The sequence below is a fragment of the Rhodopirellula bahusiensis genome, assembly GCF_002727185.1.
GTDB classification, from domain to species: domain Bacteria; phylum Planctomycetota; class Planctomycetia; order Pirellulales; family Pirellulaceae; genus Rhodopirellula; species Rhodopirellula bahusiensis.
Window position 1 is genome coordinate 1 of sequence record NZ_NIZW01000023.1, and the last position, 23,963, is coordinate 23,963.

16 protein-coding genes are annotated in these 23,963 nt (G+C 55.7%); 7 read left to right on the top strand and 9 right to left on the bottom strand.

Annotation, left to right across the window (positions count from 1 at the left end; genetic code table 11):
- The first annotated feature begins 50 nt into the window (after positions 1-50).
- The 3 genes from CEE69_RS24205 (at position 51) to CEE69_RS24215 (ending at position 4,826) form a co-directional block, all read left to right on the top strand.
- Entirely contained in the window at positions 51-296 is a 246-nt protein-coding gene (locus CEE69_RS24205; RefSeq protein WP_143549326.1) for a hypothetical protein, read from the top strand.
- Positions 297-800: 504 nt separating this feature from the next.
- Entirely contained in the window at positions 801-2,351 is a 1,551-nt protein-coding gene (locus CEE69_RS24210; protein WP_099263190.1) for an arylsulfatase, read from the top strand.
- A gap of 516 nt (positions 2,352-2,867) precedes the next feature.
- Positions 2,868-4,826, top strand: a complete 1,959-nt coding sequence (locus CEE69_RS24215) for a S9 family peptidase (protein WP_233215585.1) — start codon at positions 2,868-2,870, stop codon at positions 4,824-4,826.
- Positions 4,827-5,038: 212 nt separating this feature from the next.
- Here CEE69_RS24215 and CEE69_RS24220 read toward each other — a convergent pair whose 3' ends face one another.
- The 4 genes from CEE69_RS24220 to CEE69_RS24240 all read right to left on the bottom strand — a co-directional run bounded on the left by CEE69_RS24220 (position 5,039) and on the right by CEE69_RS24240 (position 11,119).
- Positions 5,039-5,545 (bottom strand): lactoylglutathione lyase family protein, encoded by a 507-nt coding sequence (locus CEE69_RS24220; protein WP_099263253.1) that lies wholly within the window; start codon positions 5,543-5,545, stop codon positions 5,039-5,041.
- A 355-nt stretch (positions 5,546-5,900) separates the two neighbouring features.
- Positions 5,901-7,301, bottom strand: a complete 1,401-nt coding sequence (locus tag CEE69_RS24225; protein WP_099263191.1) for a 2-oxo acid dehydrogenase subunit E2 — start codon at positions 7,299-7,301, stop codon at positions 5,901-5,903.
- 137 nt (positions 7,302-7,438) lie between these two features.
- On the bottom strand, positions 7,439-10,171 hold the full coding sequence (gene aceE / locus CEE69_RS24230) for a pyruvate dehydrogenase (acetyl-transferring), homodimeric type (RefSeq protein ID WP_099263192.1): 2,733 nt from the start codon (positions 10,169-10,171) through the stop codon (positions 7,439-7,441).
- 351 nt (positions 10,172-10,522) lie between these two features.
- A complete protein-coding gene (locus CEE69_RS24240; RefSeq protein ID WP_099263194.1) occupies positions 10,523-11,119 on the bottom strand; it encodes a dCTP deaminase in 597 nt (198 codons plus the stop codon).
- A gap of 333 nt (positions 11,120-11,452) precedes the next feature.
- Between CEE69_RS24240 and CEE69_RS24245 the strand changes: the two genes are divergently transcribed.
- From CEE69_RS24245 to CEE69_RS24255, 3 genes are all read left to right on the top strand, one after another.
- Entirely contained in the window at positions 11,453-12,199 is a 747-nt protein-coding gene (locus CEE69_RS24245; RefSeq protein WP_099263195.1) for a Bax inhibitor-1/YccA family protein, read from the top strand.
- 3 nt (positions 12,200-12,202) lie between these two features.
- Positions 12,203-12,985 (top strand): LON peptidase substrate-binding domain-containing protein, encoded by a 783-nt coding sequence (locus tag CEE69_RS24250; protein ID WP_099263196.1) that lies wholly within the window; start codon positions 12,203-12,205, stop codon positions 12,983-12,985.
- 409 nt (positions 12,986-13,394) lie between these two features.
- Positions 13,395-13,745 carry an MGMT family protein gene (locus CEE69_RS24255; RefSeq protein ID WP_099263197.1) on the top strand — a complete coding sequence of 117 codons (351 nt, stop codon included), beginning with the start codon at positions 13,395-13,397 and terminating at the stop codon, positions 13,743-13,745.
- A gap of 65 nt (positions 13,746-13,810) precedes the next feature.
- On the opposite strand, the gene CEE69_RS24260 is transcribed toward CEE69_RS24255, so the two are convergent.
- From CEE69_RS24260 to CEE69_RS24280, 5 genes are all read right to left on the bottom strand, one after another.
- Entirely contained in the window at positions 13,811-14,113 is a 303-nt protein-coding gene (locus CEE69_RS24260) for a hypothetical protein (protein ID WP_099263198.1), read from the bottom strand.
- On the bottom strand, positions 14,106-15,914 hold the full coding sequence (locus CEE69_RS24265; RefSeq protein WP_099263199.1) for an Hsp70 family protein: 1,809 nt from the start codon (positions 15,912-15,914) through the stop codon (positions 14,106-14,108). The genes CEE69_RS24260 and CEE69_RS24265 overlap by 8 nt, the downstream gene beginning before the upstream one ends.
- A 71-nt stretch (positions 15,915-15,985) precedes the next feature.
- Positions 15,986-16,870 carry a nucleotide exchange factor GrpE gene (locus CEE69_RS24270; RefSeq protein WP_099263200.1) on the bottom strand — a complete coding sequence of 295 codons (885 nt, stop codon included), beginning with the start codon at positions 16,868-16,870 and terminating at the stop codon, positions 15,986-15,988.
- Positions 16,867-17,190 carry a J domain-containing protein gene (locus CEE69_RS24275; RefSeq protein WP_233215586.1) on the bottom strand — a complete coding sequence of 108 codons (324 nt, stop codon included), beginning with the start codon at positions 17,188-17,190 and terminating at the stop codon, positions 16,867-16,869. The genes CEE69_RS24270 and CEE69_RS24275 overlap by 4 nt, the downstream gene beginning before the upstream one ends.
- 82 nt (positions 17,191-17,272) lie before the next feature.
- Positions 17,273-19,744 (bottom strand): hypothetical protein, encoded by a 2,472-nt coding sequence (locus CEE69_RS24280; protein WP_099263254.1) that lies wholly within the window; start codon positions 19,742-19,744, stop codon positions 17,273-17,275.
- Between the two features lie 913 nt (positions 19,745-20,657).
- Between CEE69_RS24280 and CEE69_RS33345 the strand changes: the two genes are divergently transcribed.
- Positions 20,658-23,927, top strand: a complete 3,270-nt coding sequence (locus tag CEE69_RS33345) for a PSD1 and planctomycete cytochrome C domain-containing protein (protein ID WP_099263203.1) — start codon at positions 20,658-20,660, stop codon at positions 23,925-23,927.
- Positions 23,928-23,963: the final 36 nt, after the last annotated feature.

Below are 23,963 nucleotides of genomic sequence, written 5' to 3' on the forward strand. Positions count from 1 at the left end.
GTTGCGTTTGAGTTGGTTGTGGTTAACCGTTAAACGCAGTGGTTCACGCGATGGTTTCTCTATTCAACAAGTTCTTGGTGAATAATGCGGGCTATTGCCTGGGACTCTTAATCCTTGGCGAAACGGAGTTCGGCCTCGATGCACTCCACGCTGCTCAAACGGTCTTCGAGCAAAACGGCGAAAGAGGCGCCTTGTTGCAGTCGCTGGAAAATGAACTCCGTCTTTTGGAGCATGAGGGTCGTGGCATTGAAGCCAATCAAGTGAGGCAAAAGATCCAGCTCATCGAACAAGCATGAATCCGGGTATGACGTGAACGTCAGTGAAGTGATGTCATTCTGACTCGGACACCACTTTGCTGCACAAATGTTCTGAGGTGAGTCCGAGACTCATCGAAACGTCAACTATTTTGCGTCTGTCGGACGGCACGGCATAACGCTCTGCCATTCAGGTTTTTCTGACATGCATTATTGCGTGTTTTTAGTGAATTTCCTTCTTTCGGGATTTCGCGAATCAAACTCCCGCCTCACCCGGGAGATGGACGTTGTCTATACGGTTGCGTCATGCACATACCAAAAGGCGACGGATGTGGCAGCATGTTCTTCGCCAAGGATTATGTGATTTTGCCTGAGCAGTGATCTCAATGACCATTGACGTCAGCATGTATTGGGGATAGGCGGGTAAACTGAAGTGCTTCAGGCGTCCATTTGATTTGCTGAAAAAACAAGTGGATTTGCCAGGCCATGAATTTTTCTTTCGAACCGTGTTTCGCACTCCGCCCCTTCTGGTTAGGAACCGTCCCAATGAAGTCCAACGCTCTTCTCCTTCAGTTTTGTCTTTTGACCGTGGGGCTATGCCTCTCGGCTGAAGCTCAAGACAAGCCGAATGTCCTCGTTATCTGGGGCGATGATATCGGCACTGAAAACATCAGCCACTACAACCGTGGGATGATGGGCTACAAGACACCCAACATCGATCGTGTCGCGAAGGAAGGAATCTTCTTTACCGACTACTACGGCCAGCAATCATGTACCGCTGGTCGAGCCGCTTTTATCAGCGGCAGCGTTCCGGTCCGCAGCGGGATGACCAAGGTTGGACTGCCCGGTGCAAAAGAAGGTTGGCAGAAGACTGATGTCACCATGGCGACTGTCATGAAGAGTCTCGGATATTCAACCGGCCAATTCGGCAAGAACCACCAAGGCGACCGCGACGAACACTTGCCGACTCAACATGGTTTCGATGAATTCCTCGGCAATCTATATCACCTCAACGCCGAAGAAGAACCAGAGAACGAAGACTACCCGGCTGACATGAAGATGGCAGACGGACGGACGTTCATCCAAGCGTTCGGCCCTCGCGGCGTGATCAAAGCCACGGCTGATGGCAAAATCGAAGACACCGGGCCTCTCACGAAGAAGCGAATGGAAACGATCGACGAAGAAACGATCGCTGCGGCGAAGGATTTCATCACTCGTCAACACAAGGCTGACAAGCCATTCTTTTGCTGGTGGAATGGAACGCGAATGCACTTCCGCACACACGTCAAGGAAGAACATCGTCACAAAGGGAATGACGAATACACCGACGGAATGATCGAGCACGACATGCAAGTCGGCGAGTTGCTTGACTTGTTGGATGAGCTCGGAATTGCTGACAACACGATCGTTCAGTACTCGACCGACAATGGTCCTCACTACAACACTTGGCCCGATGCTGGCACGACTCCGTTCCGCAACGAAAAGAATTCGAATTGGGAAGGTGCTTACCGTGTGCCTTGTTACGTTCGTTGGCCCGGCAAGTTCAAACCCGGAACTGTTCTGAACGGTGTCCTCGCACACGAAGATTGGTTGCCAACCTTCGCCGCTGCCGCTGGTTCAACCGACATCAAGGAGCAACTGCTCAAGGGGGTCGAGCTAAACGGTCGCAGCTACAAGAACCATATCGATGGTTACAACCAGCTGGACTACTTGACCGGGAAGACCGACGAGTCGCCTCGTAAAGAGTTCATGTACGTGAACGACGACGGACAGATCGTTGCAATCCGCTACGAAGACTGGAAAGCCGTCTTCCTTGAAAATCGCGGAATGGCCTTTGAAGTTTGGCGTGAGCCTTTCACCGAACTTCGTGTTCCGTTGTTGTTCAACTTGCGTCGCGATCCCTTTGAAAAGGCACAGCACAACGCAACGATGTACAACGATTGGTTCTTGTCGCGAGTGTTTGTGTTGGCTCCGATGCAGCAGTTTGCAGGGAAGTTCCTGATGACAATGAAGGAGTTCCCGCCGAGCCAAACACCTGGTTCGTTCAATCTGGAGAAGATCCAAAAACAGATTGAATCCAGCATGGGTGGTCGCTGATCCAGTTTGCTCGAACGCTCGCGTCGCCCGTTCGGCGCGAGCGTTTGTTTCCATCAAGTTCAATGACATTCCAAAGCTGATAAACTTTGGGGCGAATTTGTCTGCTCCTAATCACCATGCCGTTTCAGCGGCGGCATTGAGTGGCTTCAGTTGAGCCCTCGCGTTCTGAGCGAGTGATAACGGTACGATGCCTGGTCGTGAACGTTTGCGTCGCGCTCCCTTTGAAATGCGACGCCCCCCTTTCACTTCGCTGGCCTTTTGCCAAACTGCAATCGACCTGATTGGATTTGGCGGTTGCAGGTCGTTCATGCGAGACCAGGACGCGGTCTTGCTATCCAGTACGACATCACGATGAGAACACATATGATGCGCCGCTTCCATGTTTCCGCCTTTTTCCTCCTCGCCGCGACTTTGGTTGCACTCGGTACAAACAAAGGTTTTACCCAGTCGGTTTCCACCGCTGATTTGCTAGAGAGGTCTCGTCCTCGACTCGAGGCGATCTATGAGAGAGGCGAGATGCGTGCCAAGCCCTTCCGAGCGGAATGGTTGTTGGACAGTTCGGGCTATCTAGTACGCGAATTGGATGAGGAAACGGGAAAGGCGATTCGAGTTGTCTACGATGCCGCCTCAGGCAAGCAACGCATCGCCGACGGAAATGAACAAGTCGGCGTTTCCAATCATCTACTGTCACCGGATGGTACAAAGCGCTTGCAAAAAGACGGCCGAAGTTGGAATGTGCTCGACCTGCAGTCCGGCGAGAAGCGAAAACTGACTGCAGAGTCCATGCAACCTGATGTGTCATACCAGGACATCAGTTGGAGTCCTGACGGACAGCGAGTTTTGTTCGTCGAATCGGACTCGAGTGAGGTTCGCTTGCGGAACGTGCTGGTTCCCGATGACCCCTCGTATCCCAGCGTGCAGCAGAATCAATTCGCTCGCGTGGGGACAAAGATCCCGAAGCTGCGAGTGGGGGTGGTCGATGTGATCGGTGATGACGCCGGTTCCATCACTTGGCTGGCAATCGAATTCCCTGAGGACGGTGGCTACCTCGGCGAAGTCTCCTGGCCGGAGAATTCGGCCGAAGTCTTGGTGGAACGACTCAGTCGCTTTCGTGACAAACGCGAGGTTTTGCTGGCGAAGGTTGGCGGACCCGTGTTTCCCATTTTCGAAGAAACAAATGAGGCTTGGGCTGTCGGAAGTCACGGGATCAATTCGGGGATCCAATGGCTCGATGGAGGCAAGCGGTTTCTCTTCTTGAGCGAAAAGGATGGATGGCGTCAGGCTTTCACGATCACAGGTGATGGAAAGATGATTCAGCTCCTGACACCTGGCGAATACGACATCATCGATCGTGCGGCACCGGGCGATGTCGTCGATGAAGCAAACGGTTGGTACTACTTCTATGCGTCGCCTGAAAACGGCACGCAACGGTATCTGCACCGCGTTCCTCTGGATGGATCAGGAACTCTGGAACGAATCACTCCGGGTGACCAACCCGGTTGGCATGAGTATCAGTTTTCTCCTGACCGGAAGTGGGCGTTTCACACATATTCGACGTTGAACACGCCGCCGGTTGTGGATTTGGTCACCATACCGGAACACCGCTCGATTCGGACGCTGGAGGAAAACAGCGAACTGCGGGCAAGGGCTGATGAGGTCATTGCCCGTCCGGCGGAGTTCATTCAACTACAAATTACAAAAGACGTGACCGTCGACGCGAGCATGATCAAACCTCGCGACTTTGATGAGACGAAACGCTACCCCGTGTTCGTTTACGTCTATGGGGAACCCTACTTGCAGACGGTGCTCGATCGTTGGGGTGCCGCTCAAGTTGACTTTCATCGCACGATCGCTGACCTGGGATACATTGTCGTGTCGATCGACAACCGTGGCACACCCTCGCCCAAGGGTGCCGCCTGGCGAAGAAGCATCTTCGGCAGCCTCGGTCCTTTGTCGACTGAGGAGCAGGCGGCCGCCATACAAGAACTGGCACGCACTCGTTCCTACGTGGATCTTTCGCGCGTTGGAATTTGGGGTTGGAGCGGTGGTGGATCAAATACGCTCAACGCGTTGTTTCGCAAACCCGATGTGTATCAGCTCGGGATTGCGGTTGTTCCCAAGCCGCAACCGCATCTCTACAACGCTTGGTTCCAAGAGATCTACATGCGTACTCCGGAGGTGAATGCTGACGGATACGCTCGTTCTGCTCCACTGGGATTTGCAGACGGGCTGAAAGGCAAGCTGTTGATTGTCACCGGATCAGGCGAAACCAACACGCACATTCAAATCATCGAAGGTTTGGTCGATCGGTTGATCGAACTGGGCAAGCCTTTCGACTACATGGTGTACCCAAACCGCGACCACGGACTTCGCGAAGGAAAAGGCACGGAGGTGCACGTTCGAATGCTCATCACCCGCTACCTGCTAGAGAATCTTCCGCCGGGGCCGATGCCAACGTCATCGAGTCCGCAATAGCTGGCTCGTCCGGCTGTGTCGAGAGTTCGCCGTCGACAAGTGTCTTCATTGAAGGGCGGAGACGGCGTATCGCTTCCAAGACTTGCGACCCATCAACAAAATAGTTTTCTTTGATGATCCACGGAGCGTGATAGCGACTGTGAAGCTTGATGCATGGCTTGCGATCTGTGGAACACCATTCCACTGAATCGAGTTCGACAAACGCCACAGAGTTAGTTTGCATCGCCTTGGTACGCGCCAGCCGAGTAGGTCAGTTCGTAGCTGTGCGAGTAGATTTCGATGATGTTGCCGAAGGGGTCTTCACAGTAGACCATCCGGTAGGGTTTCTCGCCCGGGAAATATTCACGGACAGGCATCCTTTGCTTGCCACCATTGGCAACGATGCGTTTGGCGAGTCCCTCCACATCCGGGTCTTGGACGCAGAAGTGAAAGACGCCCGTCTTCCAATATTCGAAATTGTCTTTGGGCTTCTCGGCATTCTTGAACTCGAAGATCTCAACGCCGATCTTGTCACCGGTGGACAGGTGAGCGATTCGGAACCGTTCCCATCCTTCGCCGAAGACGTCGTTGCACATCACCCCAATCGCAGACTCATCCGCAACGATTTCGGTCGGTGGCATGATGACGTACCAACCCAGTGTCTCGGTATAAAACTTAACGGCTGCATCCAAGTCAGTCACCGAAAGACCGATGTGGGAAAATGTGCGGGGATAGGTCATGGTTGATCTCGACGAAGAAAGGGAGCAACATCGATCAACTGACAGACCGATCGTGAAGTGATTGTCTTCGAGTTCCAAAATCCGCCAACGATGCTCTCTGAACCATTCAGAAAGCGATGACGCTCATCAGTTTATAAGCCCAGCTACCTTCGACGAAGCGTTTTGACCGCGACATGCCGCAAACGATTCTGTCGTCGAAGGGTTTATGACCGCGGTTGTTGCATTTGGTTTGGGGCCGCGCAGAAAGACAGGCCGAGTCGGGTTGACTCGGCCTGTTCGCATTTCATGTTGGTTTGGCGGGTTTCACCAAACCATGAACGGTTGACCGAGAAGCCGACCGTTGTTCTTTGGAGGATTAGAGAGCCAACAGCAAGCGACTTGGGGCTTGCAGGTATCCGATCACATCGTTGAGGAAGCGAGCCGCGGTTCCGCCGTCGACCAAGCGGTGGTCGTACGAGAGGCTGAGCGGCATCATCAGGCGAGGTTGGATCGAATCGTCGGGCATGACAACGGGCAACTTTCGTGAACGGCCGACCAACAGAATCGCGACTTCGGGAACGTTAACGATTGGCGTGCTGTATTGGCCACCGATTGCACCGAGGTTGCTGATCGTGAACGAACCTCCACGCAGGTCGTTGACGCCGAACTTGCCGCCACGAACTTTACCTGCCATTTCGGCGATGTTGCGAGCCGTGTCGGGGATGCCCATTTGATCAGCGTTGTGCATCACGGGAACGACCAGGCCGTTGTCCGTGTCCACTGCGATACCGACGTTGACGTAATCCTTGTAGATCACTTGTTGGTTTTCGGAATCGATCACCGCGTTGAGCGATGGGTGATGACGAAGCGCGGTCGCGACGGCTTTGACTAGGAACGGCATGGTGGTCAGTTTCAAGCCTTGAGCGGCGTAATCCTCTTTGCTGCTCTGGCGAAGTCGTTCGAGGTCCGTGATGTCCGCATCGTCGAAGTTGGTCACGCGTGGAACGGTGGACCAAGACAAATGCATTTGAGCCGAGATCGTTTTTCGGATCTTGCTCATTCGCTCGACACGAATCGGACCGTAGTCGTCTGAGTCGGGGGTTCCAGGCAAATCGCCGGAGGTGACGTTGGTTCGAGGTGCGGCTTTGCCGGCAGCGGGAGCTGCTTTGGCGGCCGGAGCGGCTGCTTTTTGACTGGCCGAACGAACAACGGCCAACACGTCATCACGGGTGATGCGACCGCCAGCACCGGTTCCGGTGACGCTGGCCAAGTTCACACCCGTTTCGCGAGCGAAACGACGAATGGCTGGACCCGCGGGAATCGATCCGCCCGCATCAGCAGGTGCATCGGGTTCGTCCGCGACGGCCGGAGTCTGAGCAGCTGGTGTTGCGGCAGGTTGAGCGACCGGTGGTGCAGCTGGCGCGGCTGGCTTCGGAGCTGGTGGTTCCGGGGTCGGTGCAGCGGCAGCCGGTTCCGGTGTTGGCTCAGGCTTCTTTTCGGGCTCAGCGGGAGCGGCCGGGGCGGGAGCCGATTCAGCTCCTGCGGCAGCTTCGACTTCGATCAACACACCGCCAATTGGAACGGTGTCACCTTCGCCGACCGAGATCTTGGTGACTTTGCCACCCACATCGCTGGCCACGGGAACGGTCGCTTTGTCCGTTTCCATTTCCACGATGTCCTGGCCTTCGGTGATCACGTCACCGACGGCAACAAAAATTTCAAGGACATCGCCAGATTCGATGCCATCGCCGAGTTCGGGAAGTTTGACTTCAGTCATGGGAAAGATATGTCAGGAGTGTGATTTGAGAAGTTTGAGACGCTCGGTCGTTCGCTGGCGGCGATGTTCCCGGCAACCGGGAACGATTGAATTCAATGCCGCTCGAAGCAAACGACGCTCGCGTTTGTCCGGCAAGATCAGGCGAAGTACGGATCGATTTTGTCGGCATCGTAGTCCAAGTCTTTGATTGCTTGGGCCACATCTGTGGCTTCGAACGTTCCGGCCTTTGCCAAACGTCCGAGGGTAGCGATCGTGATCGACTCGGCATCGACTTCGAAGTGTCGACGCAGGGCTTCGCGGGTTTCGCTGCGGCCCATGCCGTCGGTGCCCAGAACGTAGTAGTCGCCTGGGATCCAAGGGGTGAGCTGTTCGCCGAGAGCACGCACGTAATCGCTGGCCGAGATGAACGGACCTTCGACTCCTTCGAGTACTTCCTCGAGGTAGCTCTTGCGAGGCGTTTCGGTCGGGTGCAGACGGTTCCAACGTTCAACCGCATGAGCGTCACGACGCAGCAACGTGTAGCTGGTCACGGACCAAACATCGCTGGCAATGTTGTACTTCTCGGCCAAGATTTCTTGGGCCTTCAACGCACAGTTCAGGATCGCACCGCTGCCGAACAGTTGCACGCGTGCTTTGGCACCATCGACATCGCGGCTCTTGAACTTGTACATCCCCTTCACGATGCCATCTTCGCAACCTTCGGGCATTTCAGGTTGGTTGTATGGATCGTTCTCTGCGGTGATGTAGTACAGGCATTCTTCGCCCTGTTCATACATCCGTTTCAAGCCTTCGTGAACAATCACGGTGACTTCGTAAGCAAATGCGGGGTCGTAAGCACGCACGGTTGGGAACGCGATTGCGTTGAGCAGGCTGTGTCCGTCCTGGTGCTGCAGACCTTCGCCGTTGAGCGTTGTTCGGCCGGCAGTACCACCGACGAGGAAGCCCTTGGCTCGCATGTCAGCGGCGGCCCAAATCGAATCGCCGATCCGTTGGAAACCGAACATGCTGTAGTAGATGTAGAACGGAATCATGTTCACACCGTGGCAGCTGTAGGCGGTGCCAGCAGCGTTGAAGCTGGACATCGAACCGCATTCGGTGATGCCTTCTTCCAATATTTGACCGTCTTGTGCTTCCTTGTAGAAAGCGACCTGGTCGGAATCCATTGGCTCGTAGAGCTGACCCGCGTGGGCGTAGATACCGAACTGTTTGAACATGCCTTCCATGCCGAACGTTCGCGACTCATCCGGCACGATGGGAACGACGAATTTGCCGATCGACTTGTCGCGGCACATTGCGACCAACATTTGCACGGCGGCGAACGTGGTGCTGACTTCCTTGTTGTCCGTCCGTTTGGCAACAAACTTCTGGAACACATCCAGAGCTGGGATTTCCAACTTCGGGTGTTCCGTCGGACGACTTGGAACGGGACCGCCAAGCGTATCGCGGCGAGTCTGCAGATACTTGATCTCGTTGCTGTTGGCGGGTGGCTTGTAAAAAGGAGCGTCGCCTACGGTTTCGTCGCTGATTGGAATGCCAAAGCGAGTCCGGAATTCCAGCAACTCGGCTTCGTTCATCTTCTTTTGGTTGTGGGCCACGTTGCGGCCTTCACCGGCTTCGCCAAGTCCGTAACCCTTGACCGTTTTCGCCAGGATCACGGTCGGTTTGCCGTTGTTCAGCGTGGTGGCTCGGTGATACGCCGCGTAGACCTTTTCAGGGTCGTGTCCGCCGCGACGGATCTTCTCGAGCTTCTCGTCCGACAGGTGTTTGACCAACTCGAGCAACTCGGGGTACTTGCCGAAGAAGTGTTCGCGAATGTAGCTGCCGGGCATCGAGGTGTACTTCTGGTACTGACCGTCGACGACTTCGTTCATGCGTTTGGCTAGCAAGCCGGTCGTGTCACGAGCAAGCAGTTCGTCCCATTCGCCGCCCCAGACGACTTTGATAACGTTCCATCCGGCACCGTGGAAAATCGATTCCAGTTCTTGAATGATCTTGCTGTTGCCGCGGACGGGACCGTCGAGTCGTTGCAGGTTGCAGTTGATGACGAAGATCAGATTGTCGAGCTTCTCACGCGAAGCCAAACCGATCGCACCGAGTGTTTCCGGTTCGTCGCATTCGCCGTCACCGAGGAACGCCCAAACCTTTTGGCCCTTGGTGTCTTTGATGCCGCGATCGTTCAGGTATTCGTTGAAGCGGGCTTGGTAGATCGCCATGATTGGCCCGAGGCCCATCGAGACGGTCGGGTATTCCCAAAAACCGGGCATCAACCAAGGGTGTGGGTAGCTGGAAAGTCCGCCACCGGGTGCGAGCTCACGACGGAAGTTGTCGAGGTTCTCGTCGGACAAGCGGCCTTCGAGGTAGGCACGTGAGTACATGCCGGGGGAGGCGTGACCTTGGAAGTAGATCGAGTCACCGGAGTAACCGTCTTCACCGCGGCCTTGGAAGAAGTGGTTGAAGGCGACTTCGTAGAGAGTCGCGGAGCTGGCAAACGTGCTGATGTGTCCGCCGACGCCGCCGGGCCGCTTGTTGGCTCGGACGACCATCGCCATCGCATTCCAGCGAATGATCGACTTGATTCGGCGTTCGAGTTCACGATTGCCGGGGTAAGCGGGCTGCTCGTGAGGTGGGATCGTGTTGACGTACGGGGTGGAGGTGTCCGAGGAAAGGGGCACGCCTTCTTCGGCGGCTCGGTCACGCAGTTGGTCGATCAGGAACTTGACCCGTTCGGGGCCTTTGCTTTGAAGGACATATTCGAGGGATGAAATCCACTCTTGGGTTTCGGCGGCGTCGACATCGACATCCGGCGAGTGCTGCAATTCGCCGAGGTTTTGTGAAATTTCGGCTTGAGCGACGGATTTTGATTCGGACATAGAGAGTAGAGAACTCCGGGCTCGCGGACGTTTGGATCAGATAGGTCGAGTTTTTGAGTCAGACCACGTAGTTTAGCGGTTCTTGCCTGTTTTCAGCAAGGTTAGGAAGCGAACCGGAATTGCCTGTTCCTCCTTCACTGGACAGTTGGTCGAGTTGACCCCCGTTGGCCCGTCCGAAAGTTTTTTTTCGCGGCCATTGTCACTGAACGCACCCCTCTGCACGGTGGATTGCGATGGCCGGTTGAGCAGCTTCTTCTGACCGGGATTGCCTAAAAGCTGGCCCAATCAACGCAAATCAATCGCGGCAGCGACATTTGGTCGCGTCTTGCGATTCAGCTTTGCCGCCAAACTTCACGGTTGGCTTCGAATGGTTTCATCAAAACCTAATTCGAGCTGCGTGTCGCGATCGTCGAACCCTAGTTCCCGATGCATCAGCGACGGCTGAATGTCGTTGCTGTTTTGATATTTTTCGCTGGCTTCTTCCGGGCTGTCTCCGCTGACTTCCCAGTACGTGATCTGGCAGATTTGAATGTGAGGGTAGATCCGGACGGGTTGGACGCAATGCAGTTCCAATGTCCAGGTCCCGCGGTATCCGGCGTGGCCTAGGCTTCCACCTGGATTCAGAAACAGCCCCAATCGTCCAAGCGACGAACGACCTTGAATGATTGGGACCAGGCCATGCGTTTCGGTGTGTTCCGCGGTTCTGCCTAAATAAAGTGTGCCGGGTTGCAGGGTCAGGCCTTCCTCGGGAATGGTCAGGCGTCGATATCGGTTCGGCGACGCGGCGTCCAAGACGACTTCTTCGTAGACCAACAACTCGTTGTGAAGCGTGAGGTTGTAGCTGTTAGGTGACAACCGCGACGGATCAAACGGATCAATCAAAATGTCGTTGCCCTGCCGCTGTTGGATGTCTTGACCGGAAAGGATCATGATCTGTGTTTCCTTCACGGAACGTGTCGAGGTGCGGAATGGGCCGAGAATCAGGCGATCAACTCGAACGAAGTGGTTCCCCGGGAACGCTGTGACGGCGATCGGGGGGAGGTGCGAGGGTTGCGTTGGAATAAGCGGTTTGTTGAGTGGGCCGCTTCTGGCAATTTAACCACATCCGGCTTGCGGTTGATCCCCGTGAACTCGCATTGGGGTATATTTCTGGAAAGCCGAATGTTCATCGCGAGCAACAACCGATTTGCTCCGTAGAACCGGTTTGAACCGCACAAATTGTCTGACAGGCGTTTTTGCCTCCAACTATGAATCCGCTTTTCAACTGAAACGAGCGACCTCATGAGCAACATGAATCCTTACTCCTCCGGAGTTGACGGTGTCACTTATGGCAACGCAGCGATCTACGCTGACGAAACGGACCGTCTAGCGTTCATTCGCCGAACCTACACGCACCTGTCCGGAGCCGTCTTCGCGTTCCTGGCCCTGGAAGTCGTGCTGTTCACGATGGTGCCCGCGGCGACGATGGACGCTTTGGTCCAGCGGATGATGGGTGGCTACGGGTGGCTTCTGGTTCTCGGTGCCTTCATGGCCGTGAGCTGGATGGCTCGATCGTGGGCCAGCAGTGGACAATCTCGCGGCCTGCAGTATGCGGGGCTGGGGCTGTATGTCGTTGCCGAAGCGGTGATCATGCTGCCGATGATGTACCTCGCCATTCGGGTGATGGGGCAACCGCAGATTCCAATCTTGGCCGGGATCATCACGACGCTTACGTTTGCGGGATTGACCGGATTTGTGATGTTCACGCGAGTCGATTTGGCATCGTGGGGCACGTATCTGTTCGTGGGCGGTTTGATCGCGATGGGGATCGTCGTTTGCGGCGTGTTGTTTGGATTCTCGCTGGGATTGTTCTTCAGCGCGGCGATGGTGGCCTTGGCATGTGGCTATATCTTGTATGACACCTCCAACGTCTTGCATCACTACGACACGCGTCAGCACGTCGCCGCTTCTTTGGCGTTGTTCGCTTCCGTCGCGTTGCTGTTCTACTACGTGCTGCGAATCCTGATTGCCTTCTCCAGCAACGACTGATTCATGAGTTTCGATTCGATCACAGGAGTGACCAGTCTGCCGGATGATTTCGACGGACTGGTCCGGTTGTTTCCGCTTCCGGGAATGGTCTTGTTCCCTCACGCGATGCAACCCTTGCACGTGTTCGAACCTCGCTACGTCGACATGTTGCAAGAAGCATTGTCGACCGATCATCTGATCACGATGGCGACGCTGACCAATCAGCAGGGAAACGTCGCCATCGATGAAGTGACGAAGCTGAAGGTGCCGCTGAACATGTTGCCGCCCATCTCGCCAACCGTCTGTGTTGGCAAGATCATCTCGCACGCGGAACTAGAAGGCGATCGTCACAACATTCTGATCGTTGGGACTCGCCGCGCAACGGTGCGGCACGAACTGGAAACCGGGCGATCGTTCCGAACCGCTCGCGTCGATTTGATTGACGACTTTTACTTGCCTGCGGGAACGAAGAAGCGAGCGGATCTGAAGAAACGCCTGCTTGAGGCGTTCGGGAAGATCATTCCTGTCAGCGAAGGATCTCAGAAGTCCTTGCACGATCTAATGGCGGGGCAGATGGGAGTCGGTCCGATCACCGACATCATCGCTTACACGTTGCCGTTTGATCCGGAAGACAAGATCAGATTGCTGGCGATGTCGGACGTCGACGAACGAGCCGAGGCTTTGATTCGTCTGATCCAAAAAGGTGGCTTGGATTTGCAATCGGTCAGTGTGGAAGAAGGCAACGTTGATCTGGCTGAATCGTCGCGTTCACGGAAAGACTTTCCGCCTCCGTTCAGCGTGAACTGATCCATCAGATTGCACGCCACTCAATTGCAGCGGGCATTCATTGCCGAGTACGCATGAAAAAACCCGTCTGCTGAGACCAAGGTAACCATCTCAGCAAACGGGCGATGCTCGCGTTCTAGAAAGTGATCGCGAGTGGGGTGGCTGACCCTGGCGTCAGCCCGCCGACTTTCGTCAAGGGTTTCCACCCCGTTGGCTAGTACAGCAATAATCCACTTGATCACCTCCTTTGAAAATTTGGTTCGACGCCACTTGCCCAGGTGCCAACCAGAACAGACAAGCGAACGTGCGGAAGTTTCGTTGCGACGCGGAATCGCAACCCGTTGACGACATGATCGTCGGTAGTCAAGACGCATGCAACTGAAATCAGGTTCGCGGCCGCGAAACGAAAACCGAGTGGAATTCTGAGCCCATGACTTCGAAGCCCCAAAAATCTTCCGATTGGACCGCCAGAGAATCGGAATCCGATCCGATGCGAGCCGCGTTTGTTCGCACGATCGAGAACCTGCGTCCGGGCGAAGTGGTCAGCTATGGTGACGTCGCCGCGCGAGCCGGCTACCCACGTCGGCACCGAGCGGTGGGGCAATTGCTCGGTGCATCGTTCGATGCGTTGCCCTGGTGGCGTGTGGTCTACAACGATGGGCGATTGCCGCCAGTGAACCCTTCGCTGCAAGAGCAACGACTGCTCGAGGAAGGCGTGGCGATGAAACGCATGCGAGTCGTGGAATCACCTCTGGGAAGGTTTGCATCCTCGTCGAAATGAGATGGATGCATCGGCCGCAAACGCGTGAGGCTGACTTCATTTGAATCGCTCGCACGCATTGGATTTCAATCAGCCGACTGCGTCGCGAGCAGGTGTTGCAGGGCTTTCGCGTTTTGCGGAGCCAGCATCTCGACGGTTCGCAATGATTGCTTGGCGTCCGATGGATTGCCTGCCACCAAATTCGCTAGCGCAGCCAGGGACGCGACCGCCTCGCTGCGCCGCAGTGTGTTGATGGACGACAAGTCGGCTCGGCAGCGTCGACATTGGTCCGAGACAACCTGTTTGGCACGGCAAACGGGGCAGGTCAATGACAACGGGGTTGGGCTTGTTGGGAGTTCGCCGGCGGCGGTGTCGCTGAGATCAGGCATCGTTGAGATAGAAAAGGAGGTCTTCGAGCGCTTCGACTTTTTCGGCAAACGCTTCGGAATTGTTGCTGATAGCGGCGACTTTCAACTGATCCACCAAGTCATCGATCTCCTCTGCATCTTGTTCGTCAGCGTTCTGGCGGGTCGCGTGGATCGATGGCATCAATTCATCGAGTCGCCGCGTCAGAGTGTTGCTGGGTTTGGATTCAGCTTCCAGTGCCTCGTCGGTTTGAGACGACTGGGCCTCGTCTATTTGAGACGGTTGGCCTGCAGGGACGCGTCCGAGCATCTCTGAGATCTCGTCCGCCGAAACCGAACCGAACTCGGTTTGTGATCCCGCCTGTTTCGATGATTCGTTCAAACGCTTGATCTCAGCGGAAGCCTCTTTGCCCGTTCGTCGGTCGACAGCGCGGACCTCCAGCATCCCGTTCAGATTCATCGTGAATGTCACCGAGATGGGACTGTCAGCGGGCGAGTCGGGATCCAGGTCGGCCAGTTCGACTTCCCCAACAAAGATGTTTTCGGTCACGACCGCGGCTTCTCCTTGGAAGACCTCCGTCGAAACCTCTGTCTGACCTGGGACCATGGTGTAGAAGGTTTGCGATCGTTTACAGGGAAGAGCGCTACCGCGGGGAATGATGGGCGCGAAAGCATTCGCGGGCCCCAGCGGATCGCGAGTCTCGGCACAGCGAACCCCAAGCGTGTGAGGCGTGATTTCGATCAAGACTCGGTCGACGTCTTGTCCCGACAACAGAGCACCCTGCACGGCCGCGCCCAAAGCCACGCAAAGATCGGGATCAATTTCTGCCGATGGTCGGTGCCCCAGTTTCTGAGTCAATAGTTGTTCGACCAGAGGTGTCCGGGTGCTGCCGCCAACGAGGATCACTTTGTCGAGTTGTCCGGCATGCAAACCAGCATCTTTGAGAGCGGAATCGACACACGAGATCGTTCGATCCAAAAGTGGCTCGATGGACTGTTCGTAGTCATTCCGTTCCAGCGTCGTTTCCAGGTGGCTGGAGGGATTCCCGGGCAGCAAGAACTCTTCCGCGACCTCGGTGAATGTGTCGAAGCTCAGGCGTCGCTTGGCCGCTTCGGCTGACAAGGACAAACGTGCCATCGCACCGACATCAGCAAGTACGGATTCCTGCAAATCCCCCGTTGCGTTCACCAATTGGTTGCACAGGAGAGCGTCAAAGTCGTCCCCGCCGAGGTGCGTGTCGCCAAACGTGGCCAGGACTTCGACGACGCCGGATTCGATGGCAACGATCGAAACATCAAACGTGCCACCGCCCAAGTCATAAACGAGCACCTTGTGCGGATCGTGACTTTGCGAATCGTAAACCAAGGCGGCAGCGGTCGGTTCGTTCACAATCCTCAACACTTCCAAACCCGCCAGTTCGCCGGCGTGGCGGGTGGCTTCCCGTTGGCCATCATCGAAGTAGGCGGGCACGGTGATCACGGCGCGGTTGACTTCGCATCCGAGGTCTTGTTCCGCCCACTGACGAAGGCGTCCCAGGATCACGGCGGAAACTTCAGGCGGCGAAAGTTGTTTTTCACCGAGAGTGAGTTGGACATGCTCACCCATCTTTCGCTTGACGCTGCGAATCGTCGATTCAGGGAACAAGGCGGCTTGATTGAGTGCAGGTTGACCAACCAACATATTGCCGGACGGATCCAGCCCAACGACACTGGGAAGGACAGCCTCACCCGTTTCCGGGTTCTTGATCACTCGGGGAGTGCCGTTTTCAACGACAGCGACCACGCTGTTGGTCGTCCCTAAATCGATCCCGATCGTCGGTTGCATTCTGTTTCCTTGAATGGATGGTCAGTCGTTGAAGGGTGACGCGTGGAACGCATCGATTGGAAGAGTTCGGTTCAAGAATTTGTGGTGACGGCCTGGGCCGTGACGACTTGTGCGGGACGAATCAACCATGTTGCTTGTTGATACCCGGTTCGCAGAACCCGCAGAACAGTGCCAACGGGATGTTCCGAAGAGGGTTGGACTTCCAACACCTGCATCGTTTGCGGATCAAAGGCGTCCCCGGCGGCTCCCACACGTTGGATATTCAGTGATGCCAATTGTTGACTCATTCGTTGCGTGGTCAATCTCAGGCCTTCCGCCAGCCCGTTGAGGGATTGATTTCTGGATTGCCAAGCGGTTTGCCAGAGTTGTTCGTGCTGTTCGAGTTTGCGACGACCAAACCATCCGGTGGCCGCCGTGGTGGGCGGCTCCGGGCAATCTCGCACCGCGGCTTCGAAAGCTTGTGTGAGCCGCGAGAGCGCTTCGTCGACTTCTACGATGGCGGTGATCGCTGAACGAGTCGTTTCCGACATCGACGCATCTGCGGGTGACACTTGTTGCCCCGTGGGCGATTGGCCGGCTGTTGTCCGAGTCGAGTTTTCGCGGAGTTGTTCCAGCAACGCGTCGCTGGCAGCAACGATTCGTTCCGCGTCACTGGCGAGCGTATCGGAAAGTGACCGGTTTTGTTTCGTGTTGAGCTTCAGTTCATGCCGCAGTGCGGTCAGGTCGCGAGTGATTTGCCCCAGGCCATGAAGCGAGGCTGCGGCGGGTGCATTCGGAAGGGCAGCGTGTGGCGGGGCAGGCTCATCGGAATTCTCTTGATGGTCCAGTTCCGCCAGCATCCTGGCCAGTTGTTGTCGCCCGTGGTCGGTTTCGCCTGCGGTGTCAATCCATTCGAGCAACCTGTCTTTGATTGCCGCTCGCGTTTGGGGCCAGTCGTCTTCTTCGGGAATGTTCACTTCGCTGGTCCACGGCTGGATTGATGGAGTCGTTGAGCACAACGAAGCAACGCATCGGTGGGCAAGCGTTGAGGTTGAAATTGAAACTGGTCAATTACGTCACTGAAATGGGGGAGTTCAGGGGCGAACAGTCGGCTGGACCAAACTCGAATTGGATCTCCAACGGCTGTGTACGCATCGTGAATTTCAGCAAACCGATCGGCGTCACGTTCGGGTGGATGTTGACGCACCAGTTCCAAGTACCGGGCGCGAATCTCAGCGGTCGTTGCCTTCGCGTCCAGGCCAAGGACTTCGAAGGGATCTTGATTCGAGGGGCTCATGACGATGTTCTTGTCTGTCAAACAGTGAATTGATTTTTAAGCGAGAGAGGTCGAGAAGACGGTAGGAAGCGTTGGAGTGGAATCAACCTCGCACACGCCGCGCGAGCACCTCGAGCAAAGCGTCAGCAAGTTTGCCCGGCATCATCTGTTTCATCTGCGCTTCCATCGCCTCCGGGTCCTGCATATACGCCAACAGCATCTCGGGCGGGATCGAATTCATAACGTCATCCGGGATGTCGTCAACGTCTAGAAATTCGAAGTCCATGTCGTCGTCATCCGAGTACATGCCTTCGTTGTAATGCTCCTCGCTGGCTTCATAGAGTCGCAGGGCAATTGGACGCAGTTCAGCGGGCAGGCTGTTGGAGGCATCGGGATCCGCGTACACCACATCGGAAAGGATGGACGAAGCGAGCTCCAAATCGACTCCTAACGCTCGGACCAAGCTGACGATGTGCCAATCGATGTGGTGACGGGTGGCTTGCAAAAATCGTCGGCACAGAACGTCATCTTGGGCGAGAACGACAAAGACGCCGATGGTGTTCGCCGTTTCGATGTCGTAGGCATCGATTTTCGATTGGGTCAACGCTCGTTTGGTTACGGTGATCAGCTCCTTCTTCATGCCTGCACGGCCAGGGAAGTCAAGCTTTTCGTTCACCAACATACGACCCACCCTGTCACAGGCGGACGAAACTGCTTGCAACGATGGTGATTTCGAAAGCGGCTTGCGCGCGTCGCGAAGTCTTTTGCGGGTTTTGGCAGGCAACCCACACCTGGCGGAGATCGCCTCCAACAGAAGCAACGATGCAAAGCGAGGCACCTTCAACTCATCGTTTTTAACGAGACAAGTTTCCACATCGGTGTCGGGGTCTTGCGCCAACTGGCAGATGGCACGGTACAGTTCCAGCAAACCGTCCGGCTGATCGGAAGGCACGTTTGAGCTGAGCAACTCGAGGTGCTGTTCAGCTTCATCCGTGTTCCCATTTTGGATCGCGGCGATGAAGGACAGTGTGCTCAGATTCCATGCGAGACGGATCGTGCGCTGGTCACGCGGTGCGATCTGAATCAACTGCTGCACCAGGGGACGAGTGCGTTGCAGGTCGGTTTGGATATAGGATTCGGCGGCGGAAAAGAGGACTCCGAGATCGTCCCCCCGAGCTTTCAAACGGGTTTCGTGTATCTCGCAGATCAATTCTTGGGGAAGCAGAATGGGATCGATGCCCGCAAAGGGGGCGTGCTCAAGCGGCGCGTCCCATTGCGGGCACGCTTGGACGGCATTCAACAATCGCTCCAGATATCGTCGTCCAATGACTTGGATGGTTTTCAGGGAATTCGAGTCCCCCTCGGCATCAGGCAGAACTTCATCATGGAAGCGTTTCACCAACATGCCGAGGAAGAATGCGATGTTGGCGTTCACCACGGCTTTGATCGCGGTCCGATCGGAATCCGATAGGTTCGGATTGCTTTGAGTCGACTCGACGAACCGGTCAATCTGGGCATCAGTATGAGGGTCGGCCGGATCGCTGGAAAAGAACTGTCCGATTGCCTTGGGCAATGCCAGCTTGGGGTCCCAAGCCGGTGGGCGAAGTTTGGCGTAGATCGCACCGGCCTGATCGGGAGTGCTCACGATCAACAATTGGGTGTAGATGGCGTCGTGCAGAGCATTGCGAGTGGCCGGTGAGATCCACCCTTCTTTCTCCCAAGTTTTGATCTTCTGAAAGATTTCGTGGAACAGTGCTACCTCGAACAATTCTTGCAAGTCGTTTCGGACGTCCCGCAAATCGGGCTGCTTGTTCTTTGTCAGACCTGCCAAATTTCGTTTGTCGACCTTGGCCTGACCCGGCAACGCAACATTCACGGTTCCTAGAATCGCACGAGCCATGGCATGGGGCAAACGGTCCGCGGGCAACCGTTTCCACGCTTCCAACGCTTCGTCCCTTCGGTCCCCGTAGAAGTGAACCATGCCGCGAATGAGGAGACGCCAGGGCGCCATCACCGAGCGGAATCCGATCGGTTTGAGGACGGACAACGCTTCTTCATCCCGGCCCGCCTCGACGTGTTCGAGAGCTTCCACGACAAGCCGTGTTTCTTCGGCCAGTTCGTTTGGCAACCGTTCTCTGAGTTCGGGCTTGGCGATCGCTTGATCCGCCATCACGCTTAGCAGATCGGGATCCGCAATCGCTTCCCCACCGAAGATGTTCCGCAAACGTTTGGCTGATTCGTGAATGGCATCGACGCGATCCGATTCGCCGGTTGTGAACGAATCGTTGATCTTCAGACGTTCAAGGATTGAGTCGATCCTGGCCAACAGTGCATCTGGATCTTTGGGAACGAAGACAAACGATTCGGCCGCTTTGGATCCAAGCGTGAACACGTCGGCGGCAAGTGCCAGATGAGTCGCTCCCGCTTCCGAACCGAGAAGTTGGTCCAATCTGATGAACGCGGCGTCATGCAGATGTTGCGTCATCGCTTGTCGCACGTCGATGACTCGGGTGGGGCCGTTGGAAGCCTTCAAGCCTCGCTGGCCCTTCTTTTTCTTCTTGGATTTCGAGGCCACCGCGAGAACCTTGCTTGTTGAACGTGGACTGAACAGGAAAGCAGTGGTGCCGGATCCAAACACGCCCTGCCTTGCTATGGTTTTGCGTGATTGTCACTCGTTCCGCCATGAACTGACAACCCGTGAACGAATCCGCTGGCAAAGTCGACTTCGTTCGCGACGCTCGTTCGATCCAGCAACAGCATGGCTACTGCTGCCGCGGAGAAGAATCGCAGTAGAGAGGTTTGCATCGGACGTCCAAGATGACCTGCGTCGCGTCGGATCGCCTGATCACACAAGCCACCGCGGCAGTCCGCAAGGACTCCGCAGGCCGAACTGTTCATTAAGAGACCTGCTACGCCCAATCAATTGGAATGAGCATCATCAACAGAATGACGAGGGGCGCCGGCAGGCACATCCAAGTCGTAATGCATCGTGGTCGACGCAGAGGTTGGACGCGGGACCAAGCCCAGATCGAACCGCATCGTTTGATGCTCGGGTAGTCACCAATGATCTTCGCAAGGCGATCACAATACGGAATCATCTCGACTGGATAGATCGCTGCCAGATTCAGATTGCGACCCATGCCGCGAAAGTAAAGTTTGACGGTGCGATTGCAAGCGTTCGATCTGCGTTTGCTGCTTTCCGACAGCAAAAATATGAACCTCGGGTAAAGCAACTTCCAACCGAAGAGAAGGAGACGCCGCTATCACGCCAAGGTCGAACCGAAGTGCCCGTTCGGTCTAGCGGGGACTCCATGGAGGAGCAACTGCGACATAGAAGATCAGCTACACTTGACGGTCCCACCCAACGACCCTCCCCAACCAGACCGCACTTGTTTCACCTCCGATTCTGCTTACGTGACGAATTGATTGGAGTTTGAGAAACACCACGCCGGTTGTCGTCCCCGCGATGAGTGTCCTGTAGGAATTCCATGCCCCGCCTCTCACGCCTGTTCGTCCTGCCTCTTCTCGTTCTCGCGATCGGAAGTGTGACTCCTCGTCTGTTATCAGCTGACGAAGTGGATTTCGTTCGCGACGTGCGGCCGATTTTGCAACAGCATTGCTACTCTTGTCACGGCGAGGAAAAGCAGCAGAGCGGTTTGCGAGTGGACATCAAGTCCGAAGCGTTCAAGGGCGGCGATGGATGGGGGCCGTTGGTGATCGAAGGCCAGCCCGATGAAAGCCCGTTGATTGAGCTGGTGACGAGCGACGACGAAGATTCGCGAATGCCACCGGAGGGCGCCCCATTGTCGTCGGCGGAGATTCAGACACTGACAAGCTGGATCAAGCAGGGAGCCGATTGGCCGGAAGGAGTTGATTTGGCGGTCTTGGAAGACCGGATGGATCACTGGTCGTTCAAACCAGTTGTGACGCCCAACATCCCGCAAGTCTCGAATGAAGGCTGGCCCCGCGGTCCAGTCGATCGTTTTGTGCTTTCGCGGTTGGAACAAGAAGGAATGACACCTTCGCCGCCGGCCGATCCGGTGATCTGGTTACGCCGGGTGACATTTGATTTGACGGGATTGCCACCGACTCCGCATGAGGTCGATGACTTTCTAAGACGTGTCGAATTCGGCGAAGAAGCGTACAGCGAGGTTGTTGAGCGACTTCTGAATTCCCCTCGGTACGGTGAACGCTGGGCCCAGCACTGGCTGGATGTCGTTCGCTACGCAGACACGCACGGCTTTGAGGTCAACACGGAACGCCCCAATGCTTGGCCGTATCGTGACTACGTCATTGAATCAATGAACCGAGACACGCCATACGATCGATTCATCAAAGAACAAATTGTGGGCGATGCGATGGGGCGAGATCGGGCAACCGGTTTCCTGGTCACCGCCTCAGTTTTGTTGCCCGGACAAATCGGCGCCGACGAGCCTTCCAAACGGTTGGCCCGCCAGGATTCGCTGGATGAAATTGTCAACAACGTGTCGCAAACGTTCCTCGGTTTGAGCGTCGGATGCGCCCGGTGTCACGACCACAAGTTTGATCCGATCTCGGCGAAGGATTACTACAGCATGCAAGCGTTTGTGGCGGGAGTCGAGTACAAGGATCGCGAATTGAAGACGCCCGAATCCGAAGCACGCAAACTGCAGGCGAAGAATTGGAGGAAACGCGTTGCTGAGATCGATGGCACACTCTCTCGGTTCGTTCCGCTCGCTAGACCGAGGCTGAGCGAGGATGCTCCGGTACGCAGCACAAATGCTAAGGAAAACACCGAATCGTTTGAACCGTTGCAGGCTAAGTTTGTTCGGTTCACCATCCACCATTCCAATCTGCATCCCAAGCTTGGGTTGATTGCTCCTTGCATCGATGAGTTTGAAATCTTCACCGACGAAGCGGAACCGCGAAACGTCGCATTGGCTTCGCTGGGAACTCAAGTCACAGCTTCGGGCAGCTCGGAATCAGGCAAGCACAAACTAGAGCACATCAACGATGGTGAGTACGGGAACGCTCGCAGTTGGATGTCCAACACCAAGGGCACCGGTTGGGTGATGTTTGAATTGCCCGAAGCAATGCGGATCGGAAAAGTGGTTTGGAGCCGCGATCGCGAACAAGAGTTCACGGATCGTCTTGCGACCTCCTACACCTTGGAAGCGGGTGTCTCGAAGGACCACCTCACGACACTAACGCACCTCCCGCCGCCACGCAAAACGGTTCAAGCGACCGTCAACACTGATCGCATTGCACCAGTGCGTGCGAAGCGGCTACGTTTCACTGTCTTGGCGACCAATCGGTTGGAACCATGCCTCGATGAGTTGGAAGTCTTCAACGTAGAGGGCCAGAATGTCGCTTTGGCGAGCGTGGGAACCACAGTGAAAACATCCGGCGACAGCCTCGTCGCGAATCGGCACGATCCGAGTTTCATCAATGACGGCCGCTACGGCAACTCGAGTTCTTGGATGTCCAACGAAGACGGGAAGGGTTGGGTGGAACTGGAATTCGCGACCGAGCAGAAAATCGAACGGGTCATTTGGGGCCGCGATCGAAACGGAAAGTTTGATGATCGCTTACCGATCGAATACATCATCGAAGCAGCAACGGACCAAGGCTGGCGAAGACTCGCTGACTCCACGGATCGCGATGCATGGGACGCGGACACCGAGCCTTCAACTGAATTCCGACTCGCTGGACTGACGCCGGATGAGATGCGTGTGGCGAGTCCGCTCCAGGATGAGAAACTTAAACTCGAACGGAAGATCCGACAAAGCCAAAATGGGCCGAAGGTGTTCGCTGGAGTTTTTCGCGAACCCGATGACATCCATCTTTTGAATCGAGGTGATCCCGAGCAGCCCAAGGAACAGGTGGTTCCCGCCGTGCTGCGATCACTGGGCAATGTCCAGCTTTCCATCGACACGCCTGAACAAGAACGCCGACAAGCCTTGGCCAATTGGATCGCGAATCCTGACAACCCACTGACGGCCCGGGTGATGGCGAATCGCATCTGGCAATGGCACTTTGGTGTAGGTTTCGTCGACACCCCCAATGACTTTGGCCGCAATGGTTCTCTACCGACGCATCCCGAACTGTTGGATTGGTTGGCATTGGAGTTGATTCGAGGTGAGTGGTCGATCAAACACTTGCACCGCGTGATCGTTTTGTCATCGACCTATCGTCAGTCCACGCAGCAGAACGAAACATTCGCGGCGCGAGACGCGGACGTGCGGTTGTTTTGGCGTTACCCATCGCGACGCTTGGACGGCGAGGCAATTCGCGATTCGATTTTGGCTGTCAATGGTCGGCTGAACTTGAAGATGGGTGGACGTGGTTTCAGTCAGTTCAACAAGCGAGGTGGTTTGTCTGGGTTTGTTCCGGTGGAATCATTCAAAGATGACGGCCTGAGGCGAATGATCTATGCACACAAAGTACGGCGGGAACGCGACGCGGTGTTCGGTGCGTTTGACTGCCCCGACGGAGGACAGAGTGCGGCGCGTCGGATCGAATCCACAACGCCGATCCAGGCTCTCAACTTGTTCAACAGTCCCTTCGTCATCGAACAAGCAAAGGCGTTCGCCGATGCCCTGCACGAGCGGGCTGGGTACGATGTTGACGAACAGGTTGAGCAAGCCTACTGGTTGGGACTGAACCGCGAGCCAACCAGTGAAGAATTGACGGACGCGGTCAGCGTCGTGGAAGAATTCGGGCTCGAGACGTTCTGTCGAGCCTTGTTCAACTGCAACGAGTTCTTGTTCGTTCCTTGAAGTTCGACACTTCCATCCCTCGTCGTTCATCCTGCC